Source organism: Clostridium sp. C105KSO13, assembly GCF_001517425.1.
Taxonomy (GTDB): domain Bacteria; phylum Bacillota; class Clostridia; order Lachnospirales; family Lachnospiraceae; genus Muricomes.
This window is the reverse complement of record NZ_FBWL01000171.1, coordinates 1-26,757: the sequence shown is the minus strand read 5'-3', so window position 1 is coordinate 26,757 and position 26,757 is coordinate 1. Positions and strand designations below refer to the sequence as shown.

Annotated in this window: 23 protein-coding genes, 2 tRNA genes and 1 other annotated feature; of the genes, 5 read left to right on the top strand and 20 right to left on the bottom strand. The window is 42.5% G+C overall.

The window, feature by feature from the left end; genetic code table 11:
- Positions 1-376: 376 nt before the first annotated feature.
- The 3 genes from leuS to BN3456_RS13640 form a co-directional block, all read right to left on the bottom strand.
- A complete protein-coding gene (leuS, locus tag BN3456_RS13650; RefSeq protein ID WP_089984959.1) occupies positions 377-2,806 on the bottom strand; it encodes a leucine--tRNA ligase in 2,430 nt (809 codons plus the stop codon).
- A 134-nt stretch (positions 2,807-2,940) separates the two neighbouring features.
- Positions 2,941-3,159: a binding site (T-box leader), on the bottom strand.
- Between the two features lie 132 nt (positions 3,160-3,291).
- Positions 3,292-4,074 carry a ZIP family metal transporter gene (locus tag BN3456_RS13645; protein ID WP_089984957.1) on the bottom strand — a complete coding sequence of 261 codons (783 nt, stop codon included), beginning with the start codon at positions 4,072-4,074 and terminating at the stop codon, positions 3,292-3,294.
- 45 nt (positions 4,075-4,119) lie between these two features.
- A complete protein-coding gene (locus tag BN3456_RS13640) occupies positions 4,120-4,737 on the bottom strand; it encodes a DUF3793 family protein (RefSeq protein WP_089984955.1) in 618 nt (205 codons plus the stop codon).
- Positions 4,738-4,875: 138 nt separating this feature from the next.
- Between BN3456_RS13640 and BN3456_RS13635 the strand changes: the two genes are divergently transcribed.
- On the top strand, positions 4,876-5,298 hold the full coding sequence (locus tag BN3456_RS13635; RefSeq protein ID WP_089984953.1) for an ATP-binding protein: 423 nt from the start codon (positions 4,876-4,878) through the stop codon (positions 5,296-5,298).
- Between the two features lie 95 nt (positions 5,299-5,393).
- Here BN3456_RS13635 and BN3456_RS13630 read toward each other — a convergent pair whose 3' ends face one another.
- From BN3456_RS13630 to BN3456_RS13615, 4 genes are all read right to left on the bottom strand, one after another.
- Entirely contained in the window at positions 5,394-7,001 is a 1,608-nt protein-coding gene (locus BN3456_RS13630; RefSeq protein ID WP_089984951.1) for a hypothetical protein, read from the bottom strand.
- 59 nt (positions 7,002-7,060) lie between these two features.
- Positions 7,061-8,506, bottom strand: a complete 1,446-nt coding sequence (locus tag BN3456_RS13625) for a TrkH family potassium uptake protein (RefSeq protein WP_089984949.1) — start codon at positions 8,504-8,506, stop codon at positions 7,061-7,063.
- A gap of 10 nt (positions 8,507-8,516) precedes the next feature.
- Positions 8,517-9,875, bottom strand: a complete 1,359-nt coding sequence (gene trkA, locus BN3456_RS13620; protein ID WP_089984947.1) for a Trk system potassium transporter TrkA — start codon at positions 9,873-9,875, stop codon at positions 8,517-8,519.
- 194 nt (positions 9,876-10,069) lie between these two features.
- A complete protein-coding gene (locus BN3456_RS13615; RefSeq protein ID WP_089984945.1) occupies positions 10,070-12,145 on the bottom strand; it encodes an elongation factor G in 2,076 nt (691 codons plus the stop codon).
- 355 nt (positions 12,146-12,500) lie between these two features.
- Between BN3456_RS13615 and BN3456_RS13610 the strand changes: the two genes are divergently transcribed.
- Positions 12,501-13,535, top strand: a complete 1,035-nt coding sequence (locus BN3456_RS13610) for a proline racemase family protein (protein ID WP_089984943.1) — start codon at positions 12,501-12,503, stop codon at positions 13,533-13,535.
- A 47-nt stretch (positions 13,536-13,582) separates the two neighbouring features.
- Here the strand turns inward: BN3456_RS13610 and BN3456_RS13605 are convergent, their stop codons facing one another.
- Together BN3456_RS13605 and BN3456_RS13600 are read right to left on the bottom strand one after the other, a co-directional pair.
- Complete coding sequence (locus BN3456_RS13605; protein ID WP_089984942.1) at positions 13,583-14,059, bottom strand: methylglyoxal synthase; 477 nt, start codon at positions 14,057-14,059, stop codon at positions 13,583-13,585.
- Between the two features lie 48 nt (positions 14,060-14,107).
- Positions 14,108-14,968, bottom strand: coding sequence for an NAD(P)-dependent oxidoreductase (locus BN3456_RS13600; RefSeq protein ID WP_089984940.1), 861 nt, complete (start codon positions 14,966-14,968; stop codon positions 14,108-14,110).
- A 344-nt stretch (positions 14,969-15,312) separates the two neighbouring features.
- On the opposite strand from BN3456_RS13600, the gene BN3456_RS13595 reads away from it, so the two are divergent.
- Both BN3456_RS13595 and BN3456_RS13590 read left to right on the top strand, forming a co-directional pair.
- Positions 15,313-15,385, top strand: a tRNA-Ala gene (locus tag BN3456_RS13595).
- A 111-nt stretch (positions 15,386-15,496) separates the two neighbouring features.
- Positions 15,497-15,569 (top strand) — tRNA-Thr (locus tag BN3456_RS13590).
- Between the two features lie 62 nt (positions 15,570-15,631).
- On the opposite strand, the gene BN3456_RS13585 is transcribed toward BN3456_RS13590, so the two are convergent.
- The 11 genes from BN3456_RS13585 to BN3456_RS13540 form a co-directional block, all read right to left on the bottom strand.
- Complete coding sequence (locus BN3456_RS13585; protein WP_176699206.1) at positions 15,632-16,144, bottom strand: superoxide dismutase family protein; 513 nt, start codon at positions 16,142-16,144, stop codon at positions 15,632-15,634.
- Between the two features lie 169 nt (positions 16,145-16,313).
- Positions 16,314-16,469 carry a hypothetical protein gene (locus tag BN3456_RS15980; RefSeq protein ID WP_176699205.1) on the bottom strand — a complete coding sequence of 52 codons (156 nt, stop codon included), beginning with the start codon at positions 16,467-16,469 and terminating at the stop codon, positions 16,314-16,316.
- A gap of 46 nt (positions 16,470-16,515) precedes the next feature.
- The gene (locus BN3456_RS13580; RefSeq protein WP_089984938.1) at positions 16,516-17,415 is read right to left on the bottom strand and encodes a mechanosensitive ion channel family protein; all 900 of its coding nucleotides are present in this window, start codon (positions 17,413-17,415) and stop codon (positions 16,516-16,518) included.
- Between the two features lie 103 nt (positions 17,416-17,518).
- Positions 17,519-17,878: a YraN family protein gene (locus BN3456_RS13575; protein ID WP_089984936.1), complete on the bottom strand. Its 360-nt coding sequence runs from the start codon at positions 17,876-17,878 to the stop codon at positions 17,519-17,521.
- A complete protein-coding gene (locus tag BN3456_RS13570; protein ID WP_089984934.1) occupies positions 17,875-18,654 on the bottom strand; it encodes a ribonuclease HII in 780 nt (259 codons plus the stop codon). The genes BN3456_RS13575 and BN3456_RS13570 overlap by 4 nt, the downstream gene beginning before the upstream one ends.
- On the bottom strand, positions 18,647-19,192 hold the full coding sequence (lepB, locus tag BN3456_RS13565) for a signal peptidase I (protein ID WP_089984932.1): 546 nt from the start codon (positions 19,190-19,192) through the stop codon (positions 18,647-18,649). Before lepB (BN3456_RS13565) ends, BN3456_RS13570 begins: the two co-directional genes overlap by 8 nt.
- A gap of 33 nt (positions 19,193-19,225) precedes the next feature.
- Entirely contained in the window at positions 19,226-20,077 is an 852-nt protein-coding gene (ylqF, locus tag BN3456_RS13560) for a ribosome biogenesis GTPase YlqF (protein ID WP_089984930.1), read from the bottom strand.
- A 14-nt stretch (positions 20,078-20,091) separates the two neighbouring features.
- A complete protein-coding gene (gene lepB / locus BN3456_RS13555) occupies positions 20,092-20,760 on the bottom strand; it encodes a signal peptidase I (RefSeq protein ID WP_089984928.1) in 669 nt (222 codons plus the stop codon).
- A gap of 82 nt (positions 20,761-20,842) precedes the next feature.
- Entirely contained in the window at positions 20,843-21,190 is a 348-nt protein-coding gene (gene rplS / locus BN3456_RS13550) for a 50S ribosomal protein L19 (protein ID WP_089984926.1), read from the bottom strand.
- Between the two features lie 166 nt (positions 21,191-21,356).
- Positions 21,357-25,097: a beta-L-arabinofuranosidase domain-containing protein gene (locus BN3456_RS13545; protein ID WP_089984925.1), complete on the bottom strand. Its 3,741-nt coding sequence runs from the start codon at positions 25,095-25,097 to the stop codon at positions 21,357-21,359.
- Between the two features lie 35 nt (positions 25,098-25,132).
- On the bottom strand, positions 25,133-25,327 hold the full coding sequence (locus BN3456_RS13540; RefSeq protein WP_089984924.1) for a hypothetical protein: 195 nt from the start codon (positions 25,325-25,327) through the stop codon (positions 25,133-25,135).
- A 472-nt stretch (positions 25,328-25,799) separates the two neighbouring features.
- Here BN3456_RS13540 and BN3456_RS13535 point away from each other — a divergent pair, with 472 nt between their 5' ends.
- Positions 25,800-26,576 (top strand): CAP domain-containing protein, encoded by a 777-nt coding sequence (locus tag BN3456_RS13535; RefSeq protein WP_089984922.1) that lies wholly within the window; start codon positions 25,800-25,802, stop codon positions 26,574-26,576.
- Positions 26,577-26,757: the final 181 nt, after the last annotated feature.

Sequence of the window (26,757 nt, the reverse complement as noted above, 5' to 3'; positions counted from 1 at the left end):
CGCGGGCTTATCTTTACAAGACTTGAAAAAAAGCTGGTTTTGTAGTAATATGATAATGGAGATATTGTTTACTTCTTTCTAAAGCTCAAGTTTTACCATTTTTCAACACTGCAAAGGAACGCCGGTTCCTGTATACCTGTTTTCGTTCTGTTTCAGATTAATGCTGCAAAATGCTTCAATCTGTTTCTTTTATACATCCAGTCGCTCTGCCTGCTTTTGTCTTTGTGTGCATATTCTCTCCCTTTTCCTCCATTAGTAATGTATCGCTGAAAGTGCAAGTCCACTGACTATGCAGTTATATTGGATATCCATCTCATAACAACAACAAAATGATGCAGATAACGTTCTCCACTATCTGCATCATTTTCTTCATCAATTATTTCTGCACTATATTAATAATTCTTCCGGGCACATAGATTTCTTTTACAATTGTGCCTGTCAGTTTGTCAGCTACTGCCTCTTTTCCGGCAGCAATTGCCCCATCCTTATCTATGTCAGCAGAAATTGTTATTACTCTCTTTGTCTTTCCATTAATCTGTACTGCGACTTCAATCTCGTCATCTTTCATCTGAGACTCATCATATGTGGGCCATTTTTCTTTAAAAATTGTTTCCTTATGTCCCAACTGTTCCCACATTTCTTCAGCAAAATGCGGTGCAAGAGGTGACAGAAGCACTGCGATTGTCTCCAATGTCTCTTTGTCGACGCCTCCCTCTTTCTTCGCGATTTCTATGAATTTATTGTTGTATTCCATAAAACCGGAAATGACCGTGTTCAGGCTGAAGTTCTCCAGACGGGTTGTAATATCGCAGACCAGCCTGTTGCGCTGCTTTATTATTTCCTTCGTTGCCTTAATCTCATGCTCCTTACTGTCCATGAGCAGATTCCAGAGACGTTTCAGGAAACGATTTACTCCATCAATTCCACGGTCGTCCCATTCTGCATCCAGTTCCGGCGGGCCTACAAATAGTTCATACATTCTCAGGGAATCGCAGCCATAATCTCTTACCAGATCATCCGGAGATACAACATTTCCCTTTGACTTGCTCATCTTGATACCGTTCTTTCCGGTAATCATTCCCTGGTTGAACAGTTTGTGGAACGGCTCGTTAAAATCTATCACTCCAATGTCACATAAAAACTTTGTGTAGAAGCGTGAATACAGCAGATGCAATACAGCATGTTCCACCCCACCGATATACATATCAACCGGAAGCATTTCATCTGCTTTTTCTCTGGACACCAGCTCTTTGTCGTTGTGATTATCCACATAGCGCAGGAAATACCAGGAAGAACCAGCCCATTGAGGCATAGTATTCGTCTCACGTTTTGCAGGCTTCCCGCAGACAGGACACTTGCAGTTTACCCATTTTTCGATACCTGCAAGAGGTGACTCACCTGTCCCTGTAGGCTCGTAGGATTTCACATCCGGCAGGCGAAGAGGCAGCTCCTCCTCGGGCACCGGAACCGCACCGCAGTCAGGACAGTGTATAATCGGAATCGGCTCTCCCCAATAGCGCTGACGGGAAAAGACCCAGTCGCGCAGCTTGTAGTTTACAGTGGCATGCCCAAAACCTCTTTCTTCAATGATATGGGGTGCTTCCTTTTTCAATACTGCAGATTCCATACCATTCCACTCTCCTGAGTTAATCATGGTTCCCGCAGCCTCCGTATAAGCTTCGGTCATATTTTCAATTTCTTTTCCGTCTTTTGCTATAACCTGAAGAATCGGAATATCAAATTTCTTTGCAAATTCAAAGTCACGATCATCATGGGCGGGTACACACATGATTGCCCCTGTGCCATAATCAGCCAGTACATAATCAGAAAGCCAGATTGGTGTCTTTGCCCCGTTTAGCGGGTTGATTGCGTAACTTCCGGTGAATACACCCGTTTTTTCCTTATCCTGCATACGGTCTACATTGGATTTCATAGAAGCATCATAAATGTATTTTTCTACCGCTTCCTTCGTCTTGGGTGTGGCAAGTCCTGCTGCCAGTGCATGTTCAGGTGCCAGTACCATAAATGTGGCACCATACAAGGTATCCGGCCTTGTTGTGTAAACCGTAATCTTCTCTTCTCTGCCCTCTAAAGGGAAATCCACCTCTGCGCCATAAGATTTTCCAATCCAGTCAGCCTGCATTTTCTTAACTTTTTCCGGCCAGTCCAATTTATCAAGATCATCCAGCAGACGGTTTGCATACTTCGTAATCTTAAGCATCCACTGCCGCAGATTCTTCTTTGTCACATCCGTACCACAGCGTTCACATTTGCCGTTTACCACTTCTTCATTTGCCAGACCTGTCTTACAGGAAGGACACCAGTTGATGGGAAATTCCTTCTCATAGGCTAGACCCTCTTTAAACATTTTTACAAAAATCCACTGGGTCCATTTGTAAAAGTCCGGGTCTGTTGTATTTACTTCCATATCCCAGTCATAAAGAGCCGCAATCTCATTGATCTGGCGCTTAATGTTTGACACATTCTCTGCCGTAGATTTTGCAGGGTGTACTCCCATCTTAATAGCATAATTCTCTGCCGGAAGACCAAATGCATCCCAGCCCATGGGATGTACAATATAGTATCCCTGAAGCAGTTTATAGCGGCTCCATACATCGGAGATTACATACCCTCTCCAATGACCCACATGGAGACCGTTTCCTGACGGATAGGGGAACATATCCAGGCAGTAATATTTCGGTTTCTTATTGCCCTTGTCGTCAACCTTCGGGTTTACAGGATTTTCCGCCCATTTTTCCCGCCATTTTTTTTCAATCGCCTTATGATTATAAACAATCTTAGACATCTCATAATCCTCCTGCTTATATTTCTTAGTGAGGTTCTTTCGAACCTAGAAATAAAGTACAACCTGCGGGCTTAGTGAGGTTCTTTCGAACTTAGCGGCATGGTTGTTACCTTAAAAAAGCCTTCTCATCTCATCCAAGAGACGAAAAGGCTTTGTTTTCCGTGGTACCACTCTCATTCACCCGGCATCGCCGAATGCACTCGTTGCTTCTGTAACGGGAAGACCCGCTCTTACCTACTGTCATTTCAATAAGAGAACTCCGAGGCCAGTTGGGAGATTACGTTTCTGCCTTGCACCCTCCGGCAGCTCTCTGAAAACGATAGGCTCTTAATACTCCTCTTCCGTGTTTCTGCAATATTCTTACTCATTATAAGAATATTGTTAAAATAAGTCAAGGGATTTATTGAAAAAGGGGTCAGTCCCTTTTGCGGTCCGAAGTCAGAATATTCTGAAAATAGGCTGCAAAAGGGTCAGACCCCTTTTTGTTATCCCAGGGCTATATCCAGTATCATCATCAAGGTAAAGCCTATCGCCACACCAATTGTACTGATATTGGTATGTGGTTCTGCCTGTGCCTCCGGTATCAGTTCCTCCACCACGACGTAAATCATTGCACCGGCTGCAAAAGACAGCAGGTATGGAAGAATTGGAACTACCAGGCTGGTAAGCAATATTGTAATGACTGCCGCTATAGGCTCTACAATGCCCGAAAGTGTTCCATATACGAAAGCACGGCTCTTTGACATACCACCGTCACTGCGCAGCGGCATGGAAATGATTGCCCCCTCAGGAAAGTTCTGTATTGCAATACCCATGGACAGGGCAAAGGCTCCTGCAAGGGATATGGCAGAACTTCCCGTTGCCACACCGGCAAATGTCACACCTACCGCCATACCTTCCGGTATGTTATGTAAGGTTACGGCAAGCACAAGCATAGTAGTTTTTTTCAAATGGGTCTTTACCCCTTCTTCATCGCCTGTAAGGTGCATATGAGGGGTTATTGTGTCCAGCAGCAGCAAAAAAGCCATTCCGAACAGAAAACCCACTGCCGCCGGCATCCACGCAATGCCTCCTTTTTCCTGTGACATATCTATTGCAGGCAGCAGCAGAGACCAGACAGAAGCCGCTATCATGACCCCGGACGCAAATCCAAGCAGTGCCTTTTGCAGGTTCGTGTTCATCTCCTTTCTCATAAAGAATACCATAGCTGAGCCCAGTGTAGTCCCGACAAAAGGAATTAGTACACCTAGAAAAATATTTTGATTCATGTTCTTTCCCCCGTTTATCTTATAGTCATTTGCTATGAATACATCTTATGCATGAAGCAGTGGGTTTGTCAATGGGTTTTGTACAATTTCCCGCATACTTTTCCCTGTCAGAAATTCATTGACCGCTGACGTTTTGGCCTGGTCGTATTGTATGAAAAGTACTTTAGCGGCTACAGGGTTTGAATAAACTTTCCAATATCCCAGCAGTAGATACTTCTGTCCCTGATTTTCTATAAACCCTCTCACATCCTCCACCGGGTATCCCAAAAACACCCCGATTTCATGAGGAAAACCCATATGATTTGCTAATAGTAAGGAAATTCTGTAAGAAAGTCTGCTGATCATATTTTTCAGATCCATGTCTTCATATCCAAATTTGCGGATAAATTTTCTAACTTCCGGCCTCTTTAAATATTCACACAGTTCCTCTTCACGATAAAACAGAACAAAGCATCTGCCCCCGTCCTCCGTCAGTTTCCTGTACAAAATTCCTGTTCCTCCGAAGATATGTTCCAACTCATAATATAATACACTGTCCATTGTAATACTACATGAAATTTTCAGTCCTTTAAGAAGCGGAGCACATTGGAGCACAATCTGGAATTTCAATTTCATCTTTATATCTTTATGTTTTAAAAAATATGACAATACTTCTGCAGGCATAGCATATCCTCCTAATATATAGTCACCTTATTTTATTCTTTTTTTAGTTGTTCCCACACCCGCTTTAGTGCTATAATAGTTGTAAGACAATTGAGCATTGAGAAGGCTCATAATACATACAAAAAGGAGAGATGCGCCATGGTAAATTTAATAACAGGGCCGAAAGGCAGTGGAAAAACACAGCAAATCATCAAACTTGCAAACGAGAAGGTGAAAACATCCAATGGATACGTAGTGTTAATTAAAAAAAGTCATCGTGATACTTCCAGCGTAGATTTCAATGTTCGTGCAACCTGCATGGCAGATTACGCAGACATCAAAACCCAGGAGGCATTTATAGGCTTCATATATGGAATGGTGGCCGCCAACCATGACATTGAAACTATTTTCATTGACGGATTATTAAAGCAGGCAGATATTTCGCTGGACACTCTGCCAACATTCCTGAACGAACTGAATAAAATTTCCAAAGAAAATAACATCGAATCCTATGTCAGCATCAGTGCTGAGAAAAAAGATATACCCAATATAGATTCACCGGATTATAACGTCCTGAGCTGATGAGTTTAAATGGGTGTATCAAAAAGTAGTTAACCTCTCGATACACCCATTTATTTTGTCCCTTTTCTTTTTTTTAATTCTCTTTGAATCTTATATCATTCCACCAAAGTAATTGACTTTACTGTGTTTGTTTTCTCGCCTTCCTTATATTCAATCATGAGTTCCTGACCTGTTTCATATCTGATAACATCTATGAATTCTACCACCGGTGCATCAAATATATCAGCCGAACCCTCCAGCATAATATAATAATGCGAATTGCCTTCTACGACGCCCTGGGCTATTTTTACAATTTTCCCCGTCATGGTTTTCACCTCACGGTTATCTTCTTCCGCTTTTTTGATTCCGTTTTCATACATCAGATCCCCATAACTTTCCTTGCAGGCACCGACTGTATCTCCTATGGCTACTATTTGATATTTTTGCACGTTCACCATGGCATATTTCTTTACAAGCCCTGCATCATCCTTCAATGCCATAAAATAAGTTGGTTCCCCGGAAATATTCAGAAGCAAAGGAAACGTAGCCTTATATTTCAGATGCTGTACCTGTCCCTCAGCAGAAGACATCGCAGATCTTTCGGTGGCACCTTCCACTTCATAATATTTAGTTTCCATCGTGCGCTGATTTATGAGTACAAACCCCACGTTAGACTGATCTCCGCTGACAGAGGTTACACCTGTGTATACCCATACATCATCATCTTTCACAAGATAATTATATCCACTGGTTGTTTCCAAACAATCTTTTTGCCCCAGAACACTGTTAAAATAGCCGTGTTTTAAGGTGCCGTAATAATCATATAACTCAACGAGCAGATCTGCAGAGTATGCCCTGTCTATCCACTGTGGTACATCCCCTATCTTATAATCTATCGTTTCTCCTGTGACAGCATTGCAGAGCACAACATGCCCTACCGTAGCCCCTCCAAAAAGACCGATGTTGAACTTCTTCGCCGGACAGATCCAGTATGGCACTCCGTCATCGTCAATTTCAAAACTGAGCTCATTAAAGATATATGTGGGATATCTGAATCTCAAATGGCGGTAAATATTCCTGTTGAAGTGATCACTTGTGGTATATTTCATGCCTTCATCCAACTTAACGAGTTCTGTATCCTGTGTTGCCATGTCTATTTTAATATATGCCGGTATTCCTTCTTTATGGTTTGTCAGCCATTTAATCAGATTTGCGTAACGAAGAGGGGATACTCTGACAGGCCGGTTCTGATAATTAATCTGGCTGTATAACTCATCCACCTCAAATTGAGAAACCATGTCCACCATACTTCCCATTTCACGGTTTCCAAGTATCTCTGCAGAAGCCTTATCCAGAAGCGGTATCTGGTCAAAAGACATTTCCTGAATATCCTGTGTAAACTTCCCGTCTTCTACCTTCAGAAGTTTCTGATATTTCTTTGCATTTACGATGGGCGAAGACAGCAGCGTTCCCCCAAGATAAAATACAACCGCCAGAAATAATACGGCTAAAATTGCCTTTACTCCTCTATCCTGCTTCAACTCCTGCAGATTCATCCGCTTCCTTCTGACATAAATAATCGCTGCCACTATAATCAGTACAAACAAAAATATCCAAAGATCTGCAGAATGAATATTGAGCGCCGGCAGGGCAGCATAATAATAAATTGCGGCAATCAGCAAAATTCCGATAATCGCCGCCAGTTTCATTTTACTTTTTTTCATACTCCCTCTTCCTTTTATCTTTTCTTTTACTATTTGTTTTCATTTCTACAAAAAATCCGTTAAAATCTTCTGCGCCATACTTCAGGTGATGCTAAAAGCAGATATGGAAATATTTCCAGTCTTCCTAAAAGCATATCAATACAAAATACGATTTTAGACAGCGGAGAAAATATGTGAAAGCTTTCCACCGGTCCTGCTAATTCCAAACCCGGCCCCACATTATTCAACGTAGTAAGTACAGCACTGACTGTTGTGTCCAAATCATAACCATTGATAGAAATGAGTACAACAGACACCAGCATTATTATGACATAGCAGATAAAATAGACATATACACCATGTACGGTTTCCTTGCTTACCCGCTTTTTGTTCATCTTCACAACTGTCACGGATTTTGAGTGAAACATCTTCTTCATTTCCTGTTTCACACTCTTTAACAGTATAACCAGCCGTGATACCTTAATACCACCTCCTGTGGAGCCTGCACAGGCGCCGATTATCATCAGCCCCAGTAAAATCACTTTTGACAGCTGCGGCCATAAATCAAAATCAACAGAATAGAATCCGGTAGTTGTAATAATTGTCGTCACCTGAAATGCCGCATATCGAAAAGCATGACCTACACTGCCATATATATTTAAAGTATTTACCGTGATGATTGCTATGGCCCCGCCTATTATTCCCAGATATGCACGCAGTTCTCCGTCTTTTAAGGCTGCTTTCCAGTTCTTTATCCATATCAAAAAGTATAAATTAAAATTCACTCCAAATAAAACCATGAAGACTGAAAGTACCCCTTCAATATATGCACTGTTGTAAAAGCTGACACTGGCGTTTCTGTTTGTAAACCCTCCGGTGCCGGCAACACTAAATGAGTGAATCAACGCGTCGTAAAGGTTCATCCCTCCAAGCAGAAGAAAAATCACCAGGGCTGCCGTTAATACAAAATACATAGTGTATAATATTCTTGCCGTGCTTCTCGCTTTAGGGACAAGTTTTCCTACCACCGGCCCGGGTACCTCTGCCCGCATCAGCTGCATAGAATTCTCATCATCCAGGGTAGTCAGCATCATTACAAAAACCAAAACGCCCATTCCCCCAACCCACTGGGTAAATGATCGCCAGAACAGCATACCTTTTGGGAGTGCTTCGATGTCCGTCAATATTGTGGAACCTGTGGTCGTAAAACCTGACACTGTCTCAAAAAATGCATCCAGATAATTAGGTATACTTCCAGAAAGTACAAAGGGCATTGCCCCGAAAAGAGCCCATAATATCCAGGCCAACCCTACGATTGCCATACCTTCTTTTCCATATATCGTTCTGTTGTCCGGTGTCTTCCGCCCGAAAATCAAAAAAATCAAGAAAAGTATCGCACCAACCACCAAAAATGAAAAACCACTCTTTTCACCATATATAAGGGATACTGTCGCCGGGATTAAAAGAAGTGCACCCTCTACCCCTAACATTTTCCCTAAAATATAGACAGTCATTTTATAGTTCATCTACTCACCCCTACAACAATATATCCCGAATATCTTGTGTTTGCCTTTCCATCGTTATAACAATCACACTGTCCCCAGCCTGAATGCAGTCATTACCTCCCGGTATGATGATTTTACGCTTTCTGGCAATACAAGCAATCAGGTTATTTGCTTTCAGAGGCAGTTCTTTAAGCGGAATATTTGTATATTCGGTCTCAGACTTCACAATGAACTCCAGGGCCTCAACCCGTCCTCCCACAAGCTGGTATAAACTCTCAATGTTAGCGCTGCTTCTTGAATTCCCCCTTGCACGTACATATCTGAGGATTGCATCTGCCGTCACGGCCTTAACAGAAACAATACTGTCAATACCAAATTCCTCTACCATCTTTGCCCGTCTGTCCTCATTAACTTTGACTATAACTTTAGGTACACCCTGGCCTTTTGCAAACAACGACATAATGATGTTTTCCTCATCCTTTCCGGTCAATGCGACCACGGCATCTGCCTCCTGTACATTTTCTTCCAGAAGCAGATCATGATCCGAAGCATCTCCGTTAATAATGATGGCATCAGGAAGGAGTTCGCAGAGCTCTTCGCATCTTTCCTCTGACTTTTCTATAACTTTTACCTGCATTCCTATTTTACATAACTGGCGTCCAAGATAGTAACTGACACGTCCGCCTCCGCAGATTACGACTTTCCTTACCTTATTCTTCTTTCGCTTCAAAAGCTTAAAAAATACTTCAGTATTTGCCTGAGAAACTGCTATGTGCAGGCGGTCTCCCCCGCGAATCACATAATCTCCTCCGGGAATCATGACCTTATCACCGCTCTTTACCGCACAGACAAGCATTTTAATCTGGAACTTGCTATATATCTCCAACAGGGACATTCCCACAAGACGGCTGTCCTGAGTGACCGGAAATTCAACCAGATTCACTCTTCCTTTTACAAACGTTTCGATTTTGCTTGCATCCGGAAACACCAAAAGACGTCCTATCTCTCCTGCGACAGCCAGTTCGGGATTTACCGCCATGCTCAGATGCAGATCCTCCTTCAAAAGATCGATCTGACGGTAATAAATTGGGTTTCGCACCCTGGCAATCGTGTGCTTTGCACCGAGACTCCTTGCAATCAGACAGTCCAGCATATTACATTCATCCATGGAAGTACACGCAATCACAAGCTCCGCGTGGGGCACGTCTGCCTCCTTTTGAACCTCTACGCTTCCGCCGTCACCGGTCACACAAATAATATCCAGCTTGTCAATAGCTTCTCGAAGCTTCTTTTCATTACTGTCAATCATGACAATGTCATAATTCTCTGCAGAGAGTTCCTGAGCCAGTTTATAACCGACTTTGCCATCTCCAATAATGACTATTTTCATTCATCTTCCCTCAACTTCATCCATTTGTTTATTACCACTTCTACTCAATGGTAAAGTAACTATAACACCTTTGTAGCGAAACTACAATCACTTTGCATCAATTGCTTCTTTCAGTATAAAAACTAAAGCAGCGGCCTGTACCGGAAATTTCAAACCAACTTCCTCACAGACCGCTGTTATCTTTTTCTACACTTCTATTCTTCCGCAGCCCTTGCCGCAATTTCTTTTTTCTGTACATCTGCAGGTGCCTGTTCATACCTTGCGAATTCATACGCATATGTGCCACTGCCACCAGTCATGGAACGCAGTGCTGTACAATATCCAAACAACTCTGTCATCGGAATATCTGCTTCAATTACCTGCCTGCCTTCTGATGACGGATTCATACCCAGCACCCGCCCGCGGCGTTTATTCAGATCACCCATGACATCTCCCGTATACTCATCCGGCACAGTCACCTTAAGGTTGGCAATCGGCTCTAGAAGAACAGGGCCCGCCTCCATAAAGCCCTTCTTAAAAGCCTGGACGGTAGCCGTTTTAAATGCCATCTCAGAAGAATCAACCGGGTGATAAGATCCGTCGTAAAGAACCGCCTTCACACCTACCACCGGGTATCCTGCAAGCGGACCTTTAACCACAGAGTCCTGCAGACCTTTTTCAACTGCCGGAAAGTAATTTTTAGGCACAGCTCCTCCCACAACCTGTTCTTCAAATACATAAGGAGTCTCCAGGTCACCGGAAGGCTCAAATCTCATCTTGACGTGACCATACTGTCCGTGCCCGCCGGACTGTTTCTTATATTTTGTATCTACATCAGACTTCTTGCGGATAGTCTCCCTAAATGCCACCTTCGGCATCTCCAGATTAATCTCAACTTTGTACCTGGATGCAAGCTTGCTGGCCGCAATCTCCAGATGCTGGTCCCCCATACCATAAAGTAAAGACTGGCGGTTCTCACCGTCATTTACAGCTTTTAAAGTCACGTCCTCCGCCATCATACGGGCAAGAGCCTGGGACACTTTATCTTCATCTCCCTTTGTCTTTACCGTATATTTCATATATGTGTAGGGAGCTGAATATTCTGTCTTTGCATAAGAAACAGGCGTCCCTTTTGTAGACAATGTATCTCCGGTTCTTGTGCCGGAAAGCTTAGCCACAGCGCCAATGTCTCCTGCAAACAGCTCTTCCACTTCTGTTGGCTTATTGCCACACATTGTGAAAAGTTTACCCGGCTTTTCCTCCGCATCCGTATCTGCATTGTAAAGAACATCCTCACCTTTGAACACACCGGAGCACACCTTAATAAATGAATATTTACCAATAAACGGATCGACCATGGTCTTAAATACATATCCGGTCTTGGCCTTGGAAAAGTCAAAGTCCGCCTCAAATATATTATTCGTAACTCTGTTAATTCCCGCACATTTCCTCTTGTCAGGACTGGGGAAAAATCTGACAATGTCCGATAACAGATTTGATACCCCCTGGGCCTGTGGATTCGCCCCCATTGCTACCGGAACAATATCGCCGTCCATAACCTCTGTGCGCATTGCAGAACGGATTTCCTCAACAGAAAACTCTTCTCCTGCAAAATATCTCTCCATGAACTCTTCACTGGTCTCCGCCACTGCTTCCATCAGTGAGTCCCGCAAAATCTGTAGATTTGGAAGGCAATAATCAGGTATTTCGCACTCTTCCCTCTGTCCTGTTCCTGTGTATCTTCTTCCTGCGTTCTTAATTACATTGATATAGCCGACCAGCTTTTCATTCTCACGGATGGGCTGAAAATGAGGCGCAATCTTCTTTCCGTACTTCTCCGTCAAGTCCGCCACCACCTGCCTGAAGCTGGCATCATCCACATCCATCTCAGTCACATAAACCATACGGGGAAGGTTATACTTTTCACAGAGCTCCCATGCCTTATCAGTGCCAACCTGAACCCCTGCTTTCCCTGAAACCACAATAACCGCTGCATCCGCGGCACTGACTGCCTCCTCCACTTCTCCGACAAAGTCAAAATATCCCGGAGTATCCAGAATGTTGATTTTAGCTTTTTCCCATTCAATTGGAATGAGTGATGTGCTGATAGAGAAACCGCGCCTCTGCTCTTCTTTATCAAAATCACTGACCGTATTAGAATCAGAAACTTTTCCCATACGGTTCGTTGTCCCCGATACATACAACATTGCCTCTGCAAGACTTGTCTTGCCGCATCCTCCATGACCAAGCAATACCACATTTCTAATTTCGTCTGTCCTGTAAACCTTCATGCTGCTGCCTCCTTGTATGTCGTTTATTATGTGCACCTCCCTGCTGTACTGTTTGCGCACACGAGTTATGTGTATATTGTACTAAAAAACTTACGCCTTTACAACTCCTTTATTAATTTTTAACAATCCAATATTAAATTTTTAGTACAGCACAGCTAAAGTGTTATATAATGAGCGGAAATTGAAACCCATCTTATTGCAACTTTTTTATCTACTCAAATCCCTTGATTTTAGAGAGATTAGCACTTATAATAGTATTATAAACTGAACAAGGTTCTAGACCGCGTACTAATTGTTAATTAAAAGACAATTCGGTAGTTCAGAGAGGTTTTACAATCAAGGGAGGAATTTAGAAATGGAATTAAAATCAAATGTTAATTTCGGCCGGTTTGAGGCTGCATTACAGGTTGTAGATGCTCATACCGTCGGAGAATTCTGCCGTGTAGTAATCGGCGGTGCTCCGGAACCGGAAGGTGCAACGATGATTGAAAAGAAAAACTGGATGATTAAAAACTACGATCACATCCGTACAGCTCTTATGTTCGAGCCAAGAGGACATCATGATATGTTTGGCGCATTCCTCTGCGAGCCTGTCAACAAAGAAGCAGATTTTGGGGTAATCTTCATGGATACAGGCGGATATCTGAACATGTGCGGACACTGTACAATCGGAAGCGTAACAGTCATTTTGGAAGCAGGGCTTAAGGAAGCTAAAGAAGGAGTCAATCATGTAGTTCTGGAAGCTCCTGCCGGATTGATCCACACAGATGCAATTGTAAAAGACGGCAAGGTAGAGTCTGTAACATTGACAAACGTACCCGCTTTCGTTTACAAAGAAAATCTTTCTGTAACAATTGACGGAAAAGAAATTCCTTTTACCATTTCCTTCGGTGGAAGTTTCTTCGCCTTAGTCGACACAACAAAAATCGGAATGTCAGACATCAATGCAAAGACAACACCTGAGTTCCAGAAACTGGGGATGAAAATGCTTGATGTAATTAACAAGGAGATTCCTATCCAACATCCTCTGCTTGACATTACAAGTGTTGATCTGGTTGAATTCTATGGCCCTACTCCGAATCCAGACAAAGCTAACATGAGAAATGTAGTCATTTTCGGCGATGCTATGGCAGATCGTTCCCCTTGTGGAACAGGTACAAGCGCAAAACTTGCCACATTACACCACTGGGGAGAAATCGGTGTAGGTGAAGAGTTTATCTATGAAAGCTTCATCGGAACACGATTCAAAGGTAGAATCAAAGAGACAACAAAAGTCGGGGATTATGATGCCGTCATTCCAATGATTACCGGAAGCGCCTACTTAACCGGCGTAGCTACTTACCTGATCGATCCTACAGACCCATTAAAATATGGCTTCGAAGTAGGCTAAATAACAAAGTTTAAGGGATTGTGCAAAATATTTTGCACAATCCCTTTTCATTTCATCTTTTTAACTCTGTCATGTATCGTCTTATTGAAATTTTCTATCTGTCTGCTGTATGACTCATTCATATATACAGAGTTTAACATAAAGTCTGCAGTTGCCAGGTTATTTGCAATAGGAATATCATATACAACCGCAATTCTGAGCAGGGCTTTCACATCAGGATCATGAGGCTGCGCCTCTAATGGATCCCAAAGAAAAATCATAAAATCTACTTGTCCCTCCACAATCTTTGCCCCAATCTGCTGGTCTCCTCCGAGAGGCCCGCTGCAGTATCCTTTTACCGGCAGTCCTGTCTTTTCAGAAATCAGCTTGGCTGTCGTTCCTGTCCCACACAGAAAATGTCCTTTTAATATATCTTTATTTCTGTCACACCAGTTTACAATTTCCTTCTTCTTACCATCATGAGCCACCAGTGCGATATGCTTCGCTTTTCCGATTTCAACTGCTACATAATCATCTTCTAACATTGTATTACCTCCACTACTTTGCATCTTCTTATTCCCGTCAACATATGATTAATTGTAATATTTCATGAGCGCCTGTGTGCCCAGATCACCGCACCCTTTTGCCTCCAGTTCTTCATAACTGGCAAGTACCTGGCTGAGCACACCCAAATCCAGCTCACTTATATTTGCCTCAATCAGTGCCAGTTTCATATCTTTAATAAAGTGTTTCATAAAAAACCCCGGAGCATAATCTTCCTTCAGAATCTTAGGTCCGAATGTATCAAGCTGCTTGCTTCCGGCCGCACCTGTAGAAACCGATTTCAAAACTGTCTCTAAATTAAGCCCTTTGGCTTTCGCATAAGTAAGAGCTTCGCAGACCCCCGAAATCGCTCCCGCAATCATAATCTGATTTGCCAGCTTACAGTGCTGTCCGCATCCCGCCTTTCCCTGATAGTTGATATTAGTACCCATTGCCTCAAACAACGGTATGCAAGACTCATAATCCGCCTCGTCTCCTCCCACAAGGATAGACAAAGTACCTTCTCTGGCACCGACATCTCCACCCGTCACAGGGGCATCCAGCACATGAAATCCTTTTTTCTTTCCTTCCTCATAAATCTTTTCCGCTATCTGAGGACTGGTGGTTGTCATGTCGATTAGATATGCTCCCTCGTCCGCACTATCCAGAATATTGCCGGAATCAAAGTATACTTCCTCTACGTCCTTTGGAAAGCCTACAATCGTAATCACAGCTTCACATCCCGGAATACAACCGGCAATACTGTCATGGAAAAAAGCTCCTTCCCCTATCACATCTTCTACCTTCGCTCTATTTCTGGCATAAATATGCAGCTCATAGCCTGCCTTCATTAAATTGCGTGCCATCGACTTTCCCATAATTCCCAATCCAATAAATCCAATTTTTTTCATATGCCCTTCTCCTCCTTATCCATTTATCACCAGTTTACAATTAACCTTATTCTTTGTCAATGCCACATCTACCGAGAAACGGCTATTCCACAGTAGAGAGAAAAAAGCCGGTGAAATCCCGCTCCTTCTATTTAAATATTTGTTTTTATACAGGAAGGGCATCTTGATTTTCAAGATGCCCCTCCAAACTTATAAATCATCTATTATAGCCCGTACTAAAATTCCCACGTGTTTTAGTATATATCTAACTTCCATGTGATACAATGGTAATATTTACCATATCGAAATATTTTTCTTCAACATTTTTGTTGATTTTTGTATCTATAGTGATATACTCTTTTTATGGGGTATTGGCGCAGTTGGGAGCGCGCAACATTCGCATTGTTGAGGCCACGGGTTCGAATCCCGTATACTCCAATTGTTGATTCAAAGAAAGGGCTCAGAATGGCTCAGGATAAAAGTAAAAAAGTGGTTGAAATTCTCCTGGGAAAGAGATATAATAACAAAGGTTCGTCTTTTGGACCATAGGCTGAAATAGCTCAGTTGGTAGAGCACTTCACTCGTAATGAAGGGGTCGTCGGTTCAAGTCCGATTTTCAGCTTAATGAAAAAAGCCGCAAACCCAGTGTTTACACATAAAGGATTGCGGCTTTTTTGATGCCCTCTATAGGCCTAATAGGCATAATTTAAACTGGGCTCCCCAAACTTTTATTTCTCCACATGCTATTCTTTCCCCGGCATTACCATGAGGCTGGGTCCTGAAATCATCGGGATCTTCGTGAATTTCTACAGTCCTGCCAATCACCTGCTCAGGAAAGAATCTACCGGTATACACTTCGAGCCAGACAGTTCCCCGACATGAGAGGAGTACCGGCAAATCCCCTAAATGATGTGGATGCTGCGCAGACTCCGGGCTAAAATCATTTGGTGTACTGTTGAAGGAGTCCCTCTTATCCTCTATGCAGTTGTTTTTTTCACAAATATGAAACCCAAAAAATTTTCCCATGTTCTGTGTGTGTTTATCAGGCAGCCTGTAAATCTCTGCCACCACAAGAGTTCCTCCATATACATCAAAGAAATATACCGTTCCATTTATTTTAGGATATTTCTCTGTTCCTTTTATCTCGGCATATGCGGCCGGTGCTCTGCTCATTTGTTCCACTGCAGATTCAGACATAGCGTCACCCCCTCTGTTAGTATATGTATTAAAGATAATATGGCAATTGTTCTTGTAAACCTCGGTTTTGCTGCATTAAAAAACTACTAACTTAATATTTCAAAGTTAGTAGTTTTTGATAATTACTATAGCAAATCGAAAGTAAATTGAAATCCACCTTTATACTTTTCTACTCTCCTCCGGGGCCATCTTTTCTGGGTCGCTCGGATTCAGGCAAGGGCTCTGTTGGTTTTGGAGAATCCATATTTCCGTCATATGCATCCTTGCTTTGAGCGTAATCTTGTAGGACGTTTGTTGATTTTTCAAATTTAGTTTCTTTATTCATGTTCACACACTCCTTTTCAGAGTTAGTGTGTGTACTTATGAATTTTTTATTCTTTCTTTGTACCTTGATACATATGCACCAGCTGCTCATAAGGCATTTGAATGTTTTCTTTGTCAAATGCCAGTTTGATTTCTTCCAGCAATCTGCAATGCGTTTTCCAATAATCTTCCGTCTTTACCCAGGCATGAAGACCCAGGGTGACAGCATAGTCTCCCAGAGAATCAACAAATACCGTTTTGTCTTCATCCTGTATAACAGAGGGATCGCCGGCCAGCAGGTCCTCCAGCAGTGACTTAGCTTTTTTCAAATCTGTCTGGTAAGAAATATTCACCCGCAAATCTACCTGTCTCTCAGGACGTGCTGTTACATTGGTCAGACTGCTATTTGCAAGTGTACCGTTAGGTATAACAATAATCTTATTATCTACAGTTGATAATTTTGTATAAAATATCTGTATTTCCTTCACTGTCCCTTCGTTCTTCTGGGTATCCTCAATAATATAGTCACCCACCACAAACGGTTTCATCAAAAGTATCAGGACCCCGCCGGCAAAATTAGCCAGACTTCCCTGGAGTGCCAGGCCTACAGCTACTCCGGCAGACGCTATTAAAGCCGCAACAGACGACGATTCGACGCCGAGATTTGTTGCAATAATAAAAACTAATAACACATACAGACTAAATTTCAGCAGAGAACTAATAAACTGAATCACACCTTGATCAGCTTTGCCTCTCTGTAAAGATCGCTCGACAAGTTTTTGTATCCAACGGATGATAAGGCGCCCTATAAAAAAGAATACAAAAGCCAGCACCACTTTGATTCCAAAGCTTATTATATCCGGAAGGTGCTCCTGACAATATTGTGTTATCCTATTCACTTCACTTGTCACTTCTCCTGCCACTTCTTCTGCGGATGTAATACCTGTTTCACCCAAAGTAGTATTCATATCTTCTTTCCTTTCTCCTTACACAGTGCATCATCGCTGACACCCCCCAGAGGGTGGAAAAACCCGCGCCTCACAATCCCTGTATTTTAAATACAACGGATATTCACCCCTGAAACGCATTTTTAATATGTATAATCTTCTCTCCCTCAATTCCGATTACATCGAATCTGCAGGGGCTGTCGGAAATACCCTTCACGGTCAGATAATAAGAGGCACATTTGTAAAGTGTTCTTTGCTTTTTTGCGCCAACCGCCTCCAATGGACTGCCTTTCATTTTGTCCTGCCTGTATTTCACCTCGCAGAATACCAGATAAGCCCCGTCCCTGGCTATGATATCAATCTCGCCCAGACAACAGCGATAATTGAACTGCAAAATAACATAGCCCTGTTGTTCCAGAAAATACCCTACAGCCTGCTCATAATCCGAACCTACTTTTCTGTTATTCTTATTCTGTTTCTTCACTCTTCTTTACATACTGCGATATCAAAGTTTTTTATAAAACTTGCCCTGTGGATTGGTGCAGGCCCCAATCTCTTTAATGCCTCAATGTGAGATACTGTCCCATAGCCTTTATTATCTGCAAACCCATAGCCGGGCAATATTTTATCGTATTCTTCCATCAACCTGTCCCTTGTCACTTTGGCTATAATGCTGGCCGCGGCAATGGAAATACTTTTTGTATCCCCTTTAATAATGGGTACCTGAGGAATTGTAACCTCCGGTATAGTCACTGCATCATTGAGCAGCAGCTTGGGCACCGGGTCTAATTTTGCTATAGCAGTACGCATAGCTTCATAAGTTGCCTGCAGAATATTTATCTCATCAATCCTGGCGGGGCCGGCCATACCGATTCCCACAGCAATCGCTTTTTCCATAATCACGTCATAAAGCTCTTCCCGTCTTTTTGCAGAAAGCTTTTTAGAATCATTAATATAAAGTATCTCACAATTTTGGGGGAGAATCACTGCACCTGCCACCACCGGACCCGCCAGAGGCCCCCTTCCCACCTCATCGATACCACAGATGTAAGTATATTGCTCATACTCCATCTCAAATTTTCTCATTTCTTTCAGGCGGTGGTGTTCCTCAAGCAATTTCTTTTCCTGCTTTTTATACCTCAATATCAGAGTTTTGACCCCTTGGCGGCTGTCCCCGGCATATTTTTCATACAGACCCGGAAGTTCACAATTCCCGGCCCGTTCAAATTTCTGCTTAATCTGGCTGACGCTCTCATTCATGCTTGATCACTCCACATTCGTCAAAAGGCCAGATACGTATCCAGGCTCTTCCCAGCAAATCTTTTCTGTGAAGTACTCCTACGCTCTCATCGCGGCTGTCAGCGCTGTGGTTCCGGTTATCACCCAGCACGAAATATTCATCATCCCCCAGTATAATCGGTTCTTCTGCGATTCCCGGGGCAATCATGTCTTCATTGCCATAATGTTCATCCAGCTCCTGACCGTTGATGTAGACCTTCCCCTCTTTTACCTGTACAGTTTCCCCCGGCATACCGATAATCCGTTTTATATAGTATGTATTTTCCTCATATTGATAAGGGAATACAATAATTTCGAATCTTTTTGGTTCTCTGAACCGGTATGATATCTTATCCACAATCAGATTATCTCCGTCCGACAATGTAGTCTCCATGGAAGATCCGCTGACACGCGTGCGCTGGCCAACAAATGTAACAATCAGGTACGTTAATCCTATAATGATTAATATATACACAATCCAGCCAAGCAGTTCCCTTATAATACTTTTCTCCTGATTCATGCCAAATCCTTCTTTCTGATGTATCTTTATATCTTAATCATAATTATAAGGAAATTCAAGTGTTATTTTTCCCAGTCTTCCATTTCGGAAATCATCCAGAAGCATCCTGGCAGCCTTCTCTGTATCCAGCTCACTGCCCTTTACCAGACAATGTCTGCTTCTTGCAATTTCTTTCAGACACGAAAAATTGTCTTCCATTTCTTCGATCTGATACTTGTCCTTCAGGATTCCCCGATAGAGTTCTTTTAGAAACCCGATTAGTTCCATAGACAGCTCTTCCACATTGAGAATTTCATCCTTAATAGAGCCAATGAGGGCAAGGCGAAGTCCCACAGTCTGATCTTCAAATTTAGGCCAAAGTATGCCCGGGGTGTCCAGAAGCTCCACACTTTTATTCAGACGGATCCATTGTTTTCCCTTGGTTACGCCCGGCTTATTGCCAGTCTTTGTGCATGCTTTTCCAGCCAGTGCATTAATAAATGTTGATTTCCCTACATTGGGAATTCCCACGACCATAGCTCTCACCGGTCGATTCAGAATACCCCGTTTCCGGTCTCTTTCAGTCTTCTCCCGGCAGGCTTCCTGAATCACACCCTGTATAGACTTGATTCCCCCGCCCTTTTTGGAGTTTACCTTCACAACGGAGTATCCTTTTTTCTTAAAATACTCTGCCCAGGCATCATTCCATTTATCTTCGGCTAAATCAGACTTGTTCAGCAGAATCATCTTTGCCTTATTCTTCCCTAAATCATCAATCTCCGGATTTCTGCTGCTCACTGGAATTCTGGCATCCACCAGTTCAATAACAAGATCAACCAGTTTTATGTTTTCCTGCATCATGCGTTTTGCTTTGGTCATATGACCCGGATACCACTGAAAATGCATGTAGTGTTCCTCCTTTATCTCTTTACGAAGCCAAAATCAGAACCAAAACTGGTAACAAACCAGGCTTTTCCATAGATTTCACTTCTCTTTACATTACCAATATCGGCCATCCGGCTGTCATCGCTGCCAGCATGATTGTCCCCGATTACAAAATATTCGTCATCGTCCAGAGTAAGCGGCTCAGCCGCAACACCGGCGTCTTTTATATTCTTCGCATAAATATGCTTCTTCGCAGTCTTTCCATTAATATAAATGTCTCCATCCTTAATCTGTATCGTCTCTCCCGGAAGGCCCACAATCCGTTTGATAAAATAATGGACATTTTCATTTCCGTTAGGCTTAAAAGCAACGACATCTCCCCGTTTCGGTCTGCTTGCATTGTACACAAGCCTGTTTATCATCACAACATCACCATTTTTCAGTGCAGGCTTCATAGAATCTCCTGCATTGCTTACTCTCTGTCCGAAAAGCCAGACAAGTATAAACGCAATAATACAGACAGCCACAATCTGCAGAGTCCAGATTACAATAACGTCCATATTTTGTTTTTCTGTTTTTTTCTTTTCTTGCTGAAATTTCAGTTCCGGTTTTCTTGTCTTGAACTTAAGATCTCGTTCTTTTTTCACGCTTTGCTTTCTTTTTGTCTGTCTTCTGCGTTTTTTTCGAAAATTTAAATCTGCCATCTTTTTTCCTCGTAAACGGATGATAGTTCACACTATATTAAAAGGGACAATATACATGGTGTATTTGTCCCTCTCACAGTTACTATTTTACTAATTCTTTAACCTTAGCTCTCTTACCAACGCGGCCTCTCAAGTAGTTCAGTTTTGCTCTTCTGACTTTACCTCTGCGAACAACCTCTACTCTCTCAACATTGGGTGAATGCAGCGGCCATGTCTTCTCAACACCGACTCCACTGGATTTCTTGCGCACTGTAAAAGTAGCTCTTGTGCTTCCGCCCTGTTTTTTCAGAACTGTTCCTTCAAATACCTGGATTCTTTCACGTGTACCCTCTTTAATCTTGGCATATACCTTTACAGTATCTCCCGTATTAAATTCAGGCACATTCTCCTTTAACTGTTCTGCCTCAATATTTCTGATAATATCATTCATTGTGTGACCTCCTTCATATTTAGACGTTCTTAATACCTGAAAGCAGACTCATCAAATGTCCGTAAAATTCATTTTGTATCAGAGGACCATCCTTGTTCATTTCACAACTGTTGTATTTTATCATATTTGGCGGTAAGTTTCAAGTTGATTTTTTTATTAATTTTGACTATTCTCTTCTTCTCCTTCTGATCGCAATAAGGATTAAACAAGTTATAACAAATATTGATGCGGTACACACTACCAAAAGACCACCAATCTCCATGCTGTCGCCTGTTTTTACAGTCTTTGTATTCTTATCCGTACTTACAGGTTTTAAAGTACTGTTCTGATTAATGCTGTCATCTCCCGGATTGTTTGGTTTTGAAGGACTGTCTGGGGTATTCGGCTTATCCGGGTTGTCCGGGTTGTTTGGGTTATCCGGGTTGCTCGGCTTATCCGGGTTGTCCGGCTTATTTGGAATGGGGTTTTCGTTTTCCTTTAGTTCCTGGATAGCAGCCTTCAATGTCTTATAGGCATCATATATCTCGCTCTGTGTAGCATCCTGGCTTGCTGCAAGTTTCTGTGCATTGCTCAGTGCTTCACTGAAGTCCTTCCAGAGCTTCTCTGGATAATTTTTACTATCAAGTGCATTTTCTCCTGTTACGGAAGCTATCAGGTCATTCAACATGTCCTTGTTAACCACGACCTCCGTTTCTTTTACTTTTACATATGCATGGTAACGGTAATTGTATGCGTCATACATGGGGTAAAAGTCAATCCCGTTTGATATGAAATGCGGTACTTTCTCTTCATCTGTTCCTGTTACCATTTGAACAGATTCGGAAAGTTCATCACTTAATGCCAAGGTATACCAGTTCATTGGCTTATAGCTGCTCCGGTTGTCCTTTGCTACCATAACCAGTGGGCCATACATCAGGGACGCCACGGTACTTTTGTCCACCTTATCAGGACATTTGTCAAGGTGCAATGTATATGGCATCTCAATGTCTACAACATCTCCTTCTTTCCATGCACGGTTGATTGCAACATAACTGCTGACTTCCGGAGTTTTGCAAATTTCTTTGCCATTGACTGTGACCTTGAATCCTGCTGTTGCCCAGTAGGGAACGCGAAGCTTCATGGTGAATTTTCCAGAACCATTTACGATTAACCTGGAATGCTCAGAAGGAAACTTTGTTTCCTGTTTAATTTGGATACCTTTTTCTTCCCAGTTCAAAGTCGTCGGCATATATAAGTTCACATACAAATTACTGCCTGACTGTGCATATGCCGCTGCCTGATATTTTACATGGTTTTCCATTCCTGTTCCGTTACAGCAGGTGAACCCGCCGTAGTCTGAATCAAATTCTCTTCGCTGTCCCGGATCAACGGGCAGCATATAAGTAACTCCATTATGCATGTGTTCTGTTGTATCATGGCTCTGAGATGCTGCAATTTGGTTAATCATTGTCCGCTCATAATAATCCATATATGAGGCATCATCCGGATTATAATTGTACAAATCCATGGTAAGCTTTAACATATTATACGCTGCGCAGGTTTCACAGTTTTCTCCACGTCCTTCATTCCCGAGTATGTTATTTCCCTGCTGATAAGGATCCTTAAAACGTTCCCCGGTTCCGACGCCTCCAATTGAGTAAGCATAACGACTGATTGTCATCTCCCAGAAGTTTTGCGCAATATTGTAATATTTTGCATCACCGCTTGCAGCGTATTCATGAATCGCACCGATAATCTGCGGAATGTGCTGGTTCGCATGTCGTCCCTGAATGGTATCCACATTGTTTGCCAGCCCGTTAAAAAAGTCAGTATTATCAAACATGTTGGCTGCCTTCAGATACATCTCATCTTCTGTAATCTCATAGAGTCTTGCCAGTGATTCATTCATTCCGCCGTATTCCCCTGCAATATACATGCTCCACATCTGGGAACGCTGTTCAGGAGTGCAGGCACTCAGTCTCTTATATACCCATGTTCCCAGATCTTCTGCCATTTTCAGTGCCTCTTCATTGCCACCATAATTATAACTGTCAATAAAACCAGCAAGAAGTTTATGCATTGTATAATATGGAGCCCAGATCGTTGCATATGGTGTATATTGCTCCAGCAGTGCAAATTGATCCGGAGAATATGCACTGATATATCCTTCTCCCCATGTGGAGGGGTCATTGCTCCATTTTGACTGAGGGGCATCACCAGAGGTGCACTTCGTCTTAAAATCCTGTGGTTCTCCTTTGGACATTTCCTGAAGCTTTCTAAGTTCTGAAATCATATAGTCCATCTTGTCTTTGTATTCCATGTTGCCTGTAGTGGCGTACGCCTGCGCCAGTGCAGAAAGGAAATGTCCGGTAGAATGTCCCCTTAAGAGTCCCGTAGGCTCCTCCCATCCAGTAAGTGGCTGTGCGCCTTTTGTGTCCTGACCGAAGGCATTTCTAAAATTATACAACATCCTGTCTTCATTCATAATTTTAAGGTATTCCAGTGTACGGTTCATGTTCTGCCCAAAAATAGTGTCAGTACCGTCAAGACTGATATCACTTAAATCAAATCCTGATGCAGACTTCTGAGGATTTGCAATTCCTTTATCTGTAACTGTGACCTTTGCAATAACCTCTGTGTCATAATCCACGATATTTCCTATGACTTCTTGGACTCCCTCCTGAAAATCTTCTGTTTTAAGGTCTGTAGGCCATACAGCCTTTTCTCTGCCAGTTGTATCATTTTCATAGGTTACTCCTACAGTTGAAGGAAGCTTGGGAAGGACACCTTTTGCCGTCTCAGCTTCTACCGGATCAACCTTCACAATATCTTTCTTCTCATACCGCGGAAGTACAGTTGCCTTAAATTCTTTTTCAATGCTTTCTTCTCCATAGACTGCCTTTGCAGTCAGGGTTATCTCCTTCGCCTTTCCTCCTGGTCTGGTCACAGTTCCGTCAGATGAAATAATAGTTTCATCCGAACTTGTCCAGGTAATCACCGAACCAAGATTTCCTTTCTGAGGAAGATTCAGATTATCAGTTACCGCATTCAATCCATCCAGTTTAATCGCAGCTATATCTGCCTCTACAATTTCCTTTGCTGTCATTTGCTGTTTTACTGTTACTTCAAATACTTTTGTATCATTTACATCCCCAGAGCTGATAGTTGCTGTCAGAGTCACCTTTGTATCGCCGCGTCCTGCCTCAGGTCTTATGACTGTCCCATCATTCTTTATGACATCCGTATCACTGCTTTCCCAGGAAATTGAAGACCCTGTTGCACCTTTGGATACAAGCTCCAGGTTTCCTGTGACCGCACTGATATCTCCCAAATCCAGTGCTTCTTTATCCCTGGCCACCCTCTCATCGTCCGGGATACTGATTTCATCCGCTATTTCATCTGCCGACATTGCATAATTGTAAATTTTAAAGTCTGCAATCATACCGTTCATAATATCGTTTTTGAAATTTCCATATCCAAGCCAGTTGTTGGTAGTTCCCTGTAAAACCGAAAGGTCTGCATCTGTTTTTTCTGTCCCTATCAGCCTGCCATCCTCATATAAAGACATTTGTTTCTCTGAACCATCAAAGGTCATTGTTGTATAGATCCATTTACCTGCCTCCAGCCCTTTTCCGCTCTGAGGCCCTCTTTCGTTTCCCCACCCACTGTTTGTAAGTGCGCACGTATATCCCTGATGTCCTTCATTGAATCCATTGGCAATCATGTACATGTATGATGTCGTATCGCTCCCAAGTTCCCAGATTCTCTGATACCCGCTATTGTCCTCATCCATATAAACCCAACAGCTGACCGTGACGTCCTCTAACCCGTTTAGTACGCCTGAAGGCATCTCCACATAAGTATGTGTTGCATCAGGCTGTCCTCCCTGCAAAACAAATGCCGTATACTCCCGGCCTAAGATATTCACTTTCTTCGTTTCTACCTGAGAACCTGTAGGACGTACTACCCCGGCTTTTCCTTCTCCGCTTGAGTCATTAATAATAGTTCCGTCAATGGAACTGAGTCATAATGCAGCACTAATCTTCCATTCTCCTCTTCTGCCGCTTTCACTGTCGGAAGCGGGACAGAAACAACTGCCATTGTACATAATGTGCCCATTGCAATTACCTTTTTAAGTAAATGTCTAATTCCTCTCATTTTACTTCCTTTCCGGCGTTCTTAATTGTTAAAATACGCCTTATAAAGTAGCTGAAGACCTCACCTTACATAAGCGCTCATCCATAAATACTGCTATCTTCTGATCACCTCCCACATATAGATTGAATTTTTAGCGCTATTAGGAAAAATCTCATATTTTTATCCTAACAACTTTTTAATAATCTGACTACCGAATATTTTTTGATTAGTTAGTGTTTTTTTACGATTTTCATTTTGATACAGTGCTTTATATTTTATTGAAATTTAAAAAGACACTATAACACAGAGATGGAGCTATCCATGGTATAACGTCTTTTTATCTTATATTTGTTACAGGTGCATAATAAATAACATATATTCTTATGTCTCGCATTTGACAGATATTACCTGTATATTCTGCATTTATTTCATGATATTATCTTCTCGTAACATTTTTGTAACAAAATCATAATATTTCAGGAGGTACATATTTATGAAACGCAAAATATTAACATTGTTACTCTCTGCAGCTACAATAGGAACCGCAGGCTTAAGCCCTCTGGCTGTACATGCGGCAGCACCTAAAGAGGCAGCCGGCGCAGCTTACAACAGTACACTATGTCAAAACGGTGCAAAAACTATTGTTGCCAACAGCCCAGAGGAGCTGAAGCAAAAGCTGGAGGAACTCGGAGTAGACTGCACAATCCCCGACCTAACAGCCGAACTGCCTGAAAACACACAGCCATGTGAAACTCAGCCTGCAGCCCACGAACAACCTGAAGCATCCCAGCCTGAAACGCCGGATCAGCCAGACAACAATCAGCCCGGTACACCTGAGCAGCCTGAAACCAGTCAGCCTGAAAAGCCAGAACAGCCGGCGTCCGATGTAGAAAACGCAGATTATGTGCAGCAGGTTGTAGATCTCGTAAACCAGGAACGTGCCAAGGCAGGCCTCTCCCCGGTTACCGCTGATTCAACTGTTCAGACCGCTGCACAGGTACGCGCTCAGGAAATTGAGACATCCTTCTCACACACTCGGCCGAACGGAAGTTCCTTCGATACTGCACTTACACAGCAGGGTATCAAGTTCAACGGCTGCGGTGAGAATATTGCCTGGGGACAGAAGTCTCCACAGGAAGTTATGACCGGTTGGATGAACAGTGACGGACACAGAGCAAATATCCTGAATGCAAAATACACCAAAATCGGTGTGGGATATCACCAGAACGCTTCCGGCACAAACTACTGGACTCAGGAATTTACTTACTAAAACATTTTTTAAATAAATATAAGATCAATGTCATTTAGTTAAGACATTTTCAATCTATTTTCCGGCGGTTCTTACTTTTAGAACCGCTATCTTTATGTTTCACAAAACTATAGAAATGTTACATTTCCCACAAACCCGGGCTCATAATGGTATAATTCATCTCTGAACCTTTAATCTGGCT

What these genes read in the sequence shown, in the direction of transcription:
- leuS (WP_089984959.1), bottom strand. Translation starts at nt 2,806, where the DNA reads ATGTCTAAGATTGTTTATAATCATAAGGCGATTGAAAAAAAATGGCGG.
- BN3456_RS13645 (WP_089984957.1), bottom strand. Translation starts at nt 4,074, where the DNA reads ATGAATCAAAATATTTTTCTAGGTGTACTAATTCCTTTTGTCGGGACT.
- BN3456_RS13640 (WP_089984955.1), bottom strand. Translation starts at nt 4,737, where the DNA reads ATGCCTGCAGAAGTATTGTCATATTTTTTAAAACATAAAGATATAAAG.
- BN3456_RS13635 (WP_089984953.1), top strand. Translation starts at nt 4,876, where the DNA reads ATGGTAAATTTAATAACAGGGCCGAAAGGCAGTGGAAAAACACAGCAA.
- BN3456_RS13630 (WP_089984951.1), bottom strand. Translation starts at nt 7,001, where the DNA reads ATGAAAAAAAGTAAAATGAAACTGGCGGCGATTATCGGAATTTTGCTG.
- BN3456_RS13625 (WP_089984949.1), bottom strand. Translation starts at nt 8,506, where the DNA reads ATGAACTATAAAATGACTGTCTATATTTTAGGGAAAATGTTAGGGGTA.
- trkA (WP_089984947.1), bottom strand. Translation starts at nt 9,875, where the DNA reads ATGAAAATAGTCATTATTGGAGATGGCAAAGTCGGTTATAAACTGGCT.
- BN3456_RS13615 (WP_089984945.1), bottom strand. Translation starts at nt 12,145, where the DNA reads ATGAAGGTTTACAGGACAGACGAAATTAGAAATGTGGTATTGCTTGGT.
- BN3456_RS13610 (WP_089984943.1), top strand. Translation starts at nt 12,501, where the DNA reads ATGGAATTAAAATCAAATGTTAATTTCGGCCGGTTTGAGGCTGCATTA.
- BN3456_RS13605 (WP_089984942.1), bottom strand. Translation starts at nt 14,059, where the DNA reads ATGTTAGAAGATGATTATGTAGCAGTTGAAATCGGAAAAGCGAAGCAT.
- BN3456_RS13600 (WP_089984940.1), bottom strand. Translation starts at nt 14,968, where the DNA reads ATGAAAAAAATTGGATTTATTGGATTGGGAATTATGGGAAAGTCGATG.
- BN3456_RS13585 (WP_176699206.1), bottom strand. Translation starts at nt 16,144, where the DNA reads ATGTCTGAATCTGCAGTGGAACAAATGAGCAGAGCACCGGCCGCATAT.
- BN3456_RS15980 (WP_176699205.1), bottom strand. Translation starts at nt 16,469, where the DNA reads ATGAATAAAGAAACTAAATTTGAAAAATCAACAAACGTCCTACAAGAT.
- BN3456_RS13580 (WP_089984938.1), bottom strand. Translation starts at nt 17,415, where the DNA reads ATGAATACTACTTTGGGTGAAACAGGTATTACATCCGCAGAAGAAGTG.
- BN3456_RS13570 (WP_089984934.1), bottom strand. Translation starts at nt 18,654, where the DNA reads ATGAATGAGAGCGTCAGCCAGATTAAGCAGAAATTTGAACGGGCCGGG.
- lepB (WP_089984932.1), bottom strand. Translation starts at nt 19,192, where the DNA reads ATGAATCAGGAGAAAAGTATTATAAGGGAACTGCTTGGCTGGATTGTG.
- ylqF (WP_089984930.1), bottom strand. Translation starts at nt 20,077, where the DNA reads ATGCATTTTCAGTGGTATCCGGGTCATATGACCAAAGCAAAACGCATG.
- lepB (WP_089984928.1), bottom strand. Translation starts at nt 20,760, where the DNA reads ATGGCAGATTTAAATTTTCGAAAAAAACGCAGAAGACAGACAAAAAGA.
- rplS (WP_089984926.1), bottom strand. Translation starts at nt 21,190, where the DNA reads ATGAATGATATTATCAGAAATATTGAGGCAGAACAGTTAAAGGAGAAT.
- BN3456_RS13540 (WP_089984924.1), bottom strand. Translation starts at nt 25,327, where the DNA reads ATGAGAGGAATTAGACATTTACTTAAAAAGGTAATTGCAATGGGCACA.
- BN3456_RS13535 (WP_089984922.1), top strand. Translation starts at nt 25,800, where the DNA reads ATGAAACGCAAAATATTAACATTGTTACTCTCTGCAGCTACAATAGGA.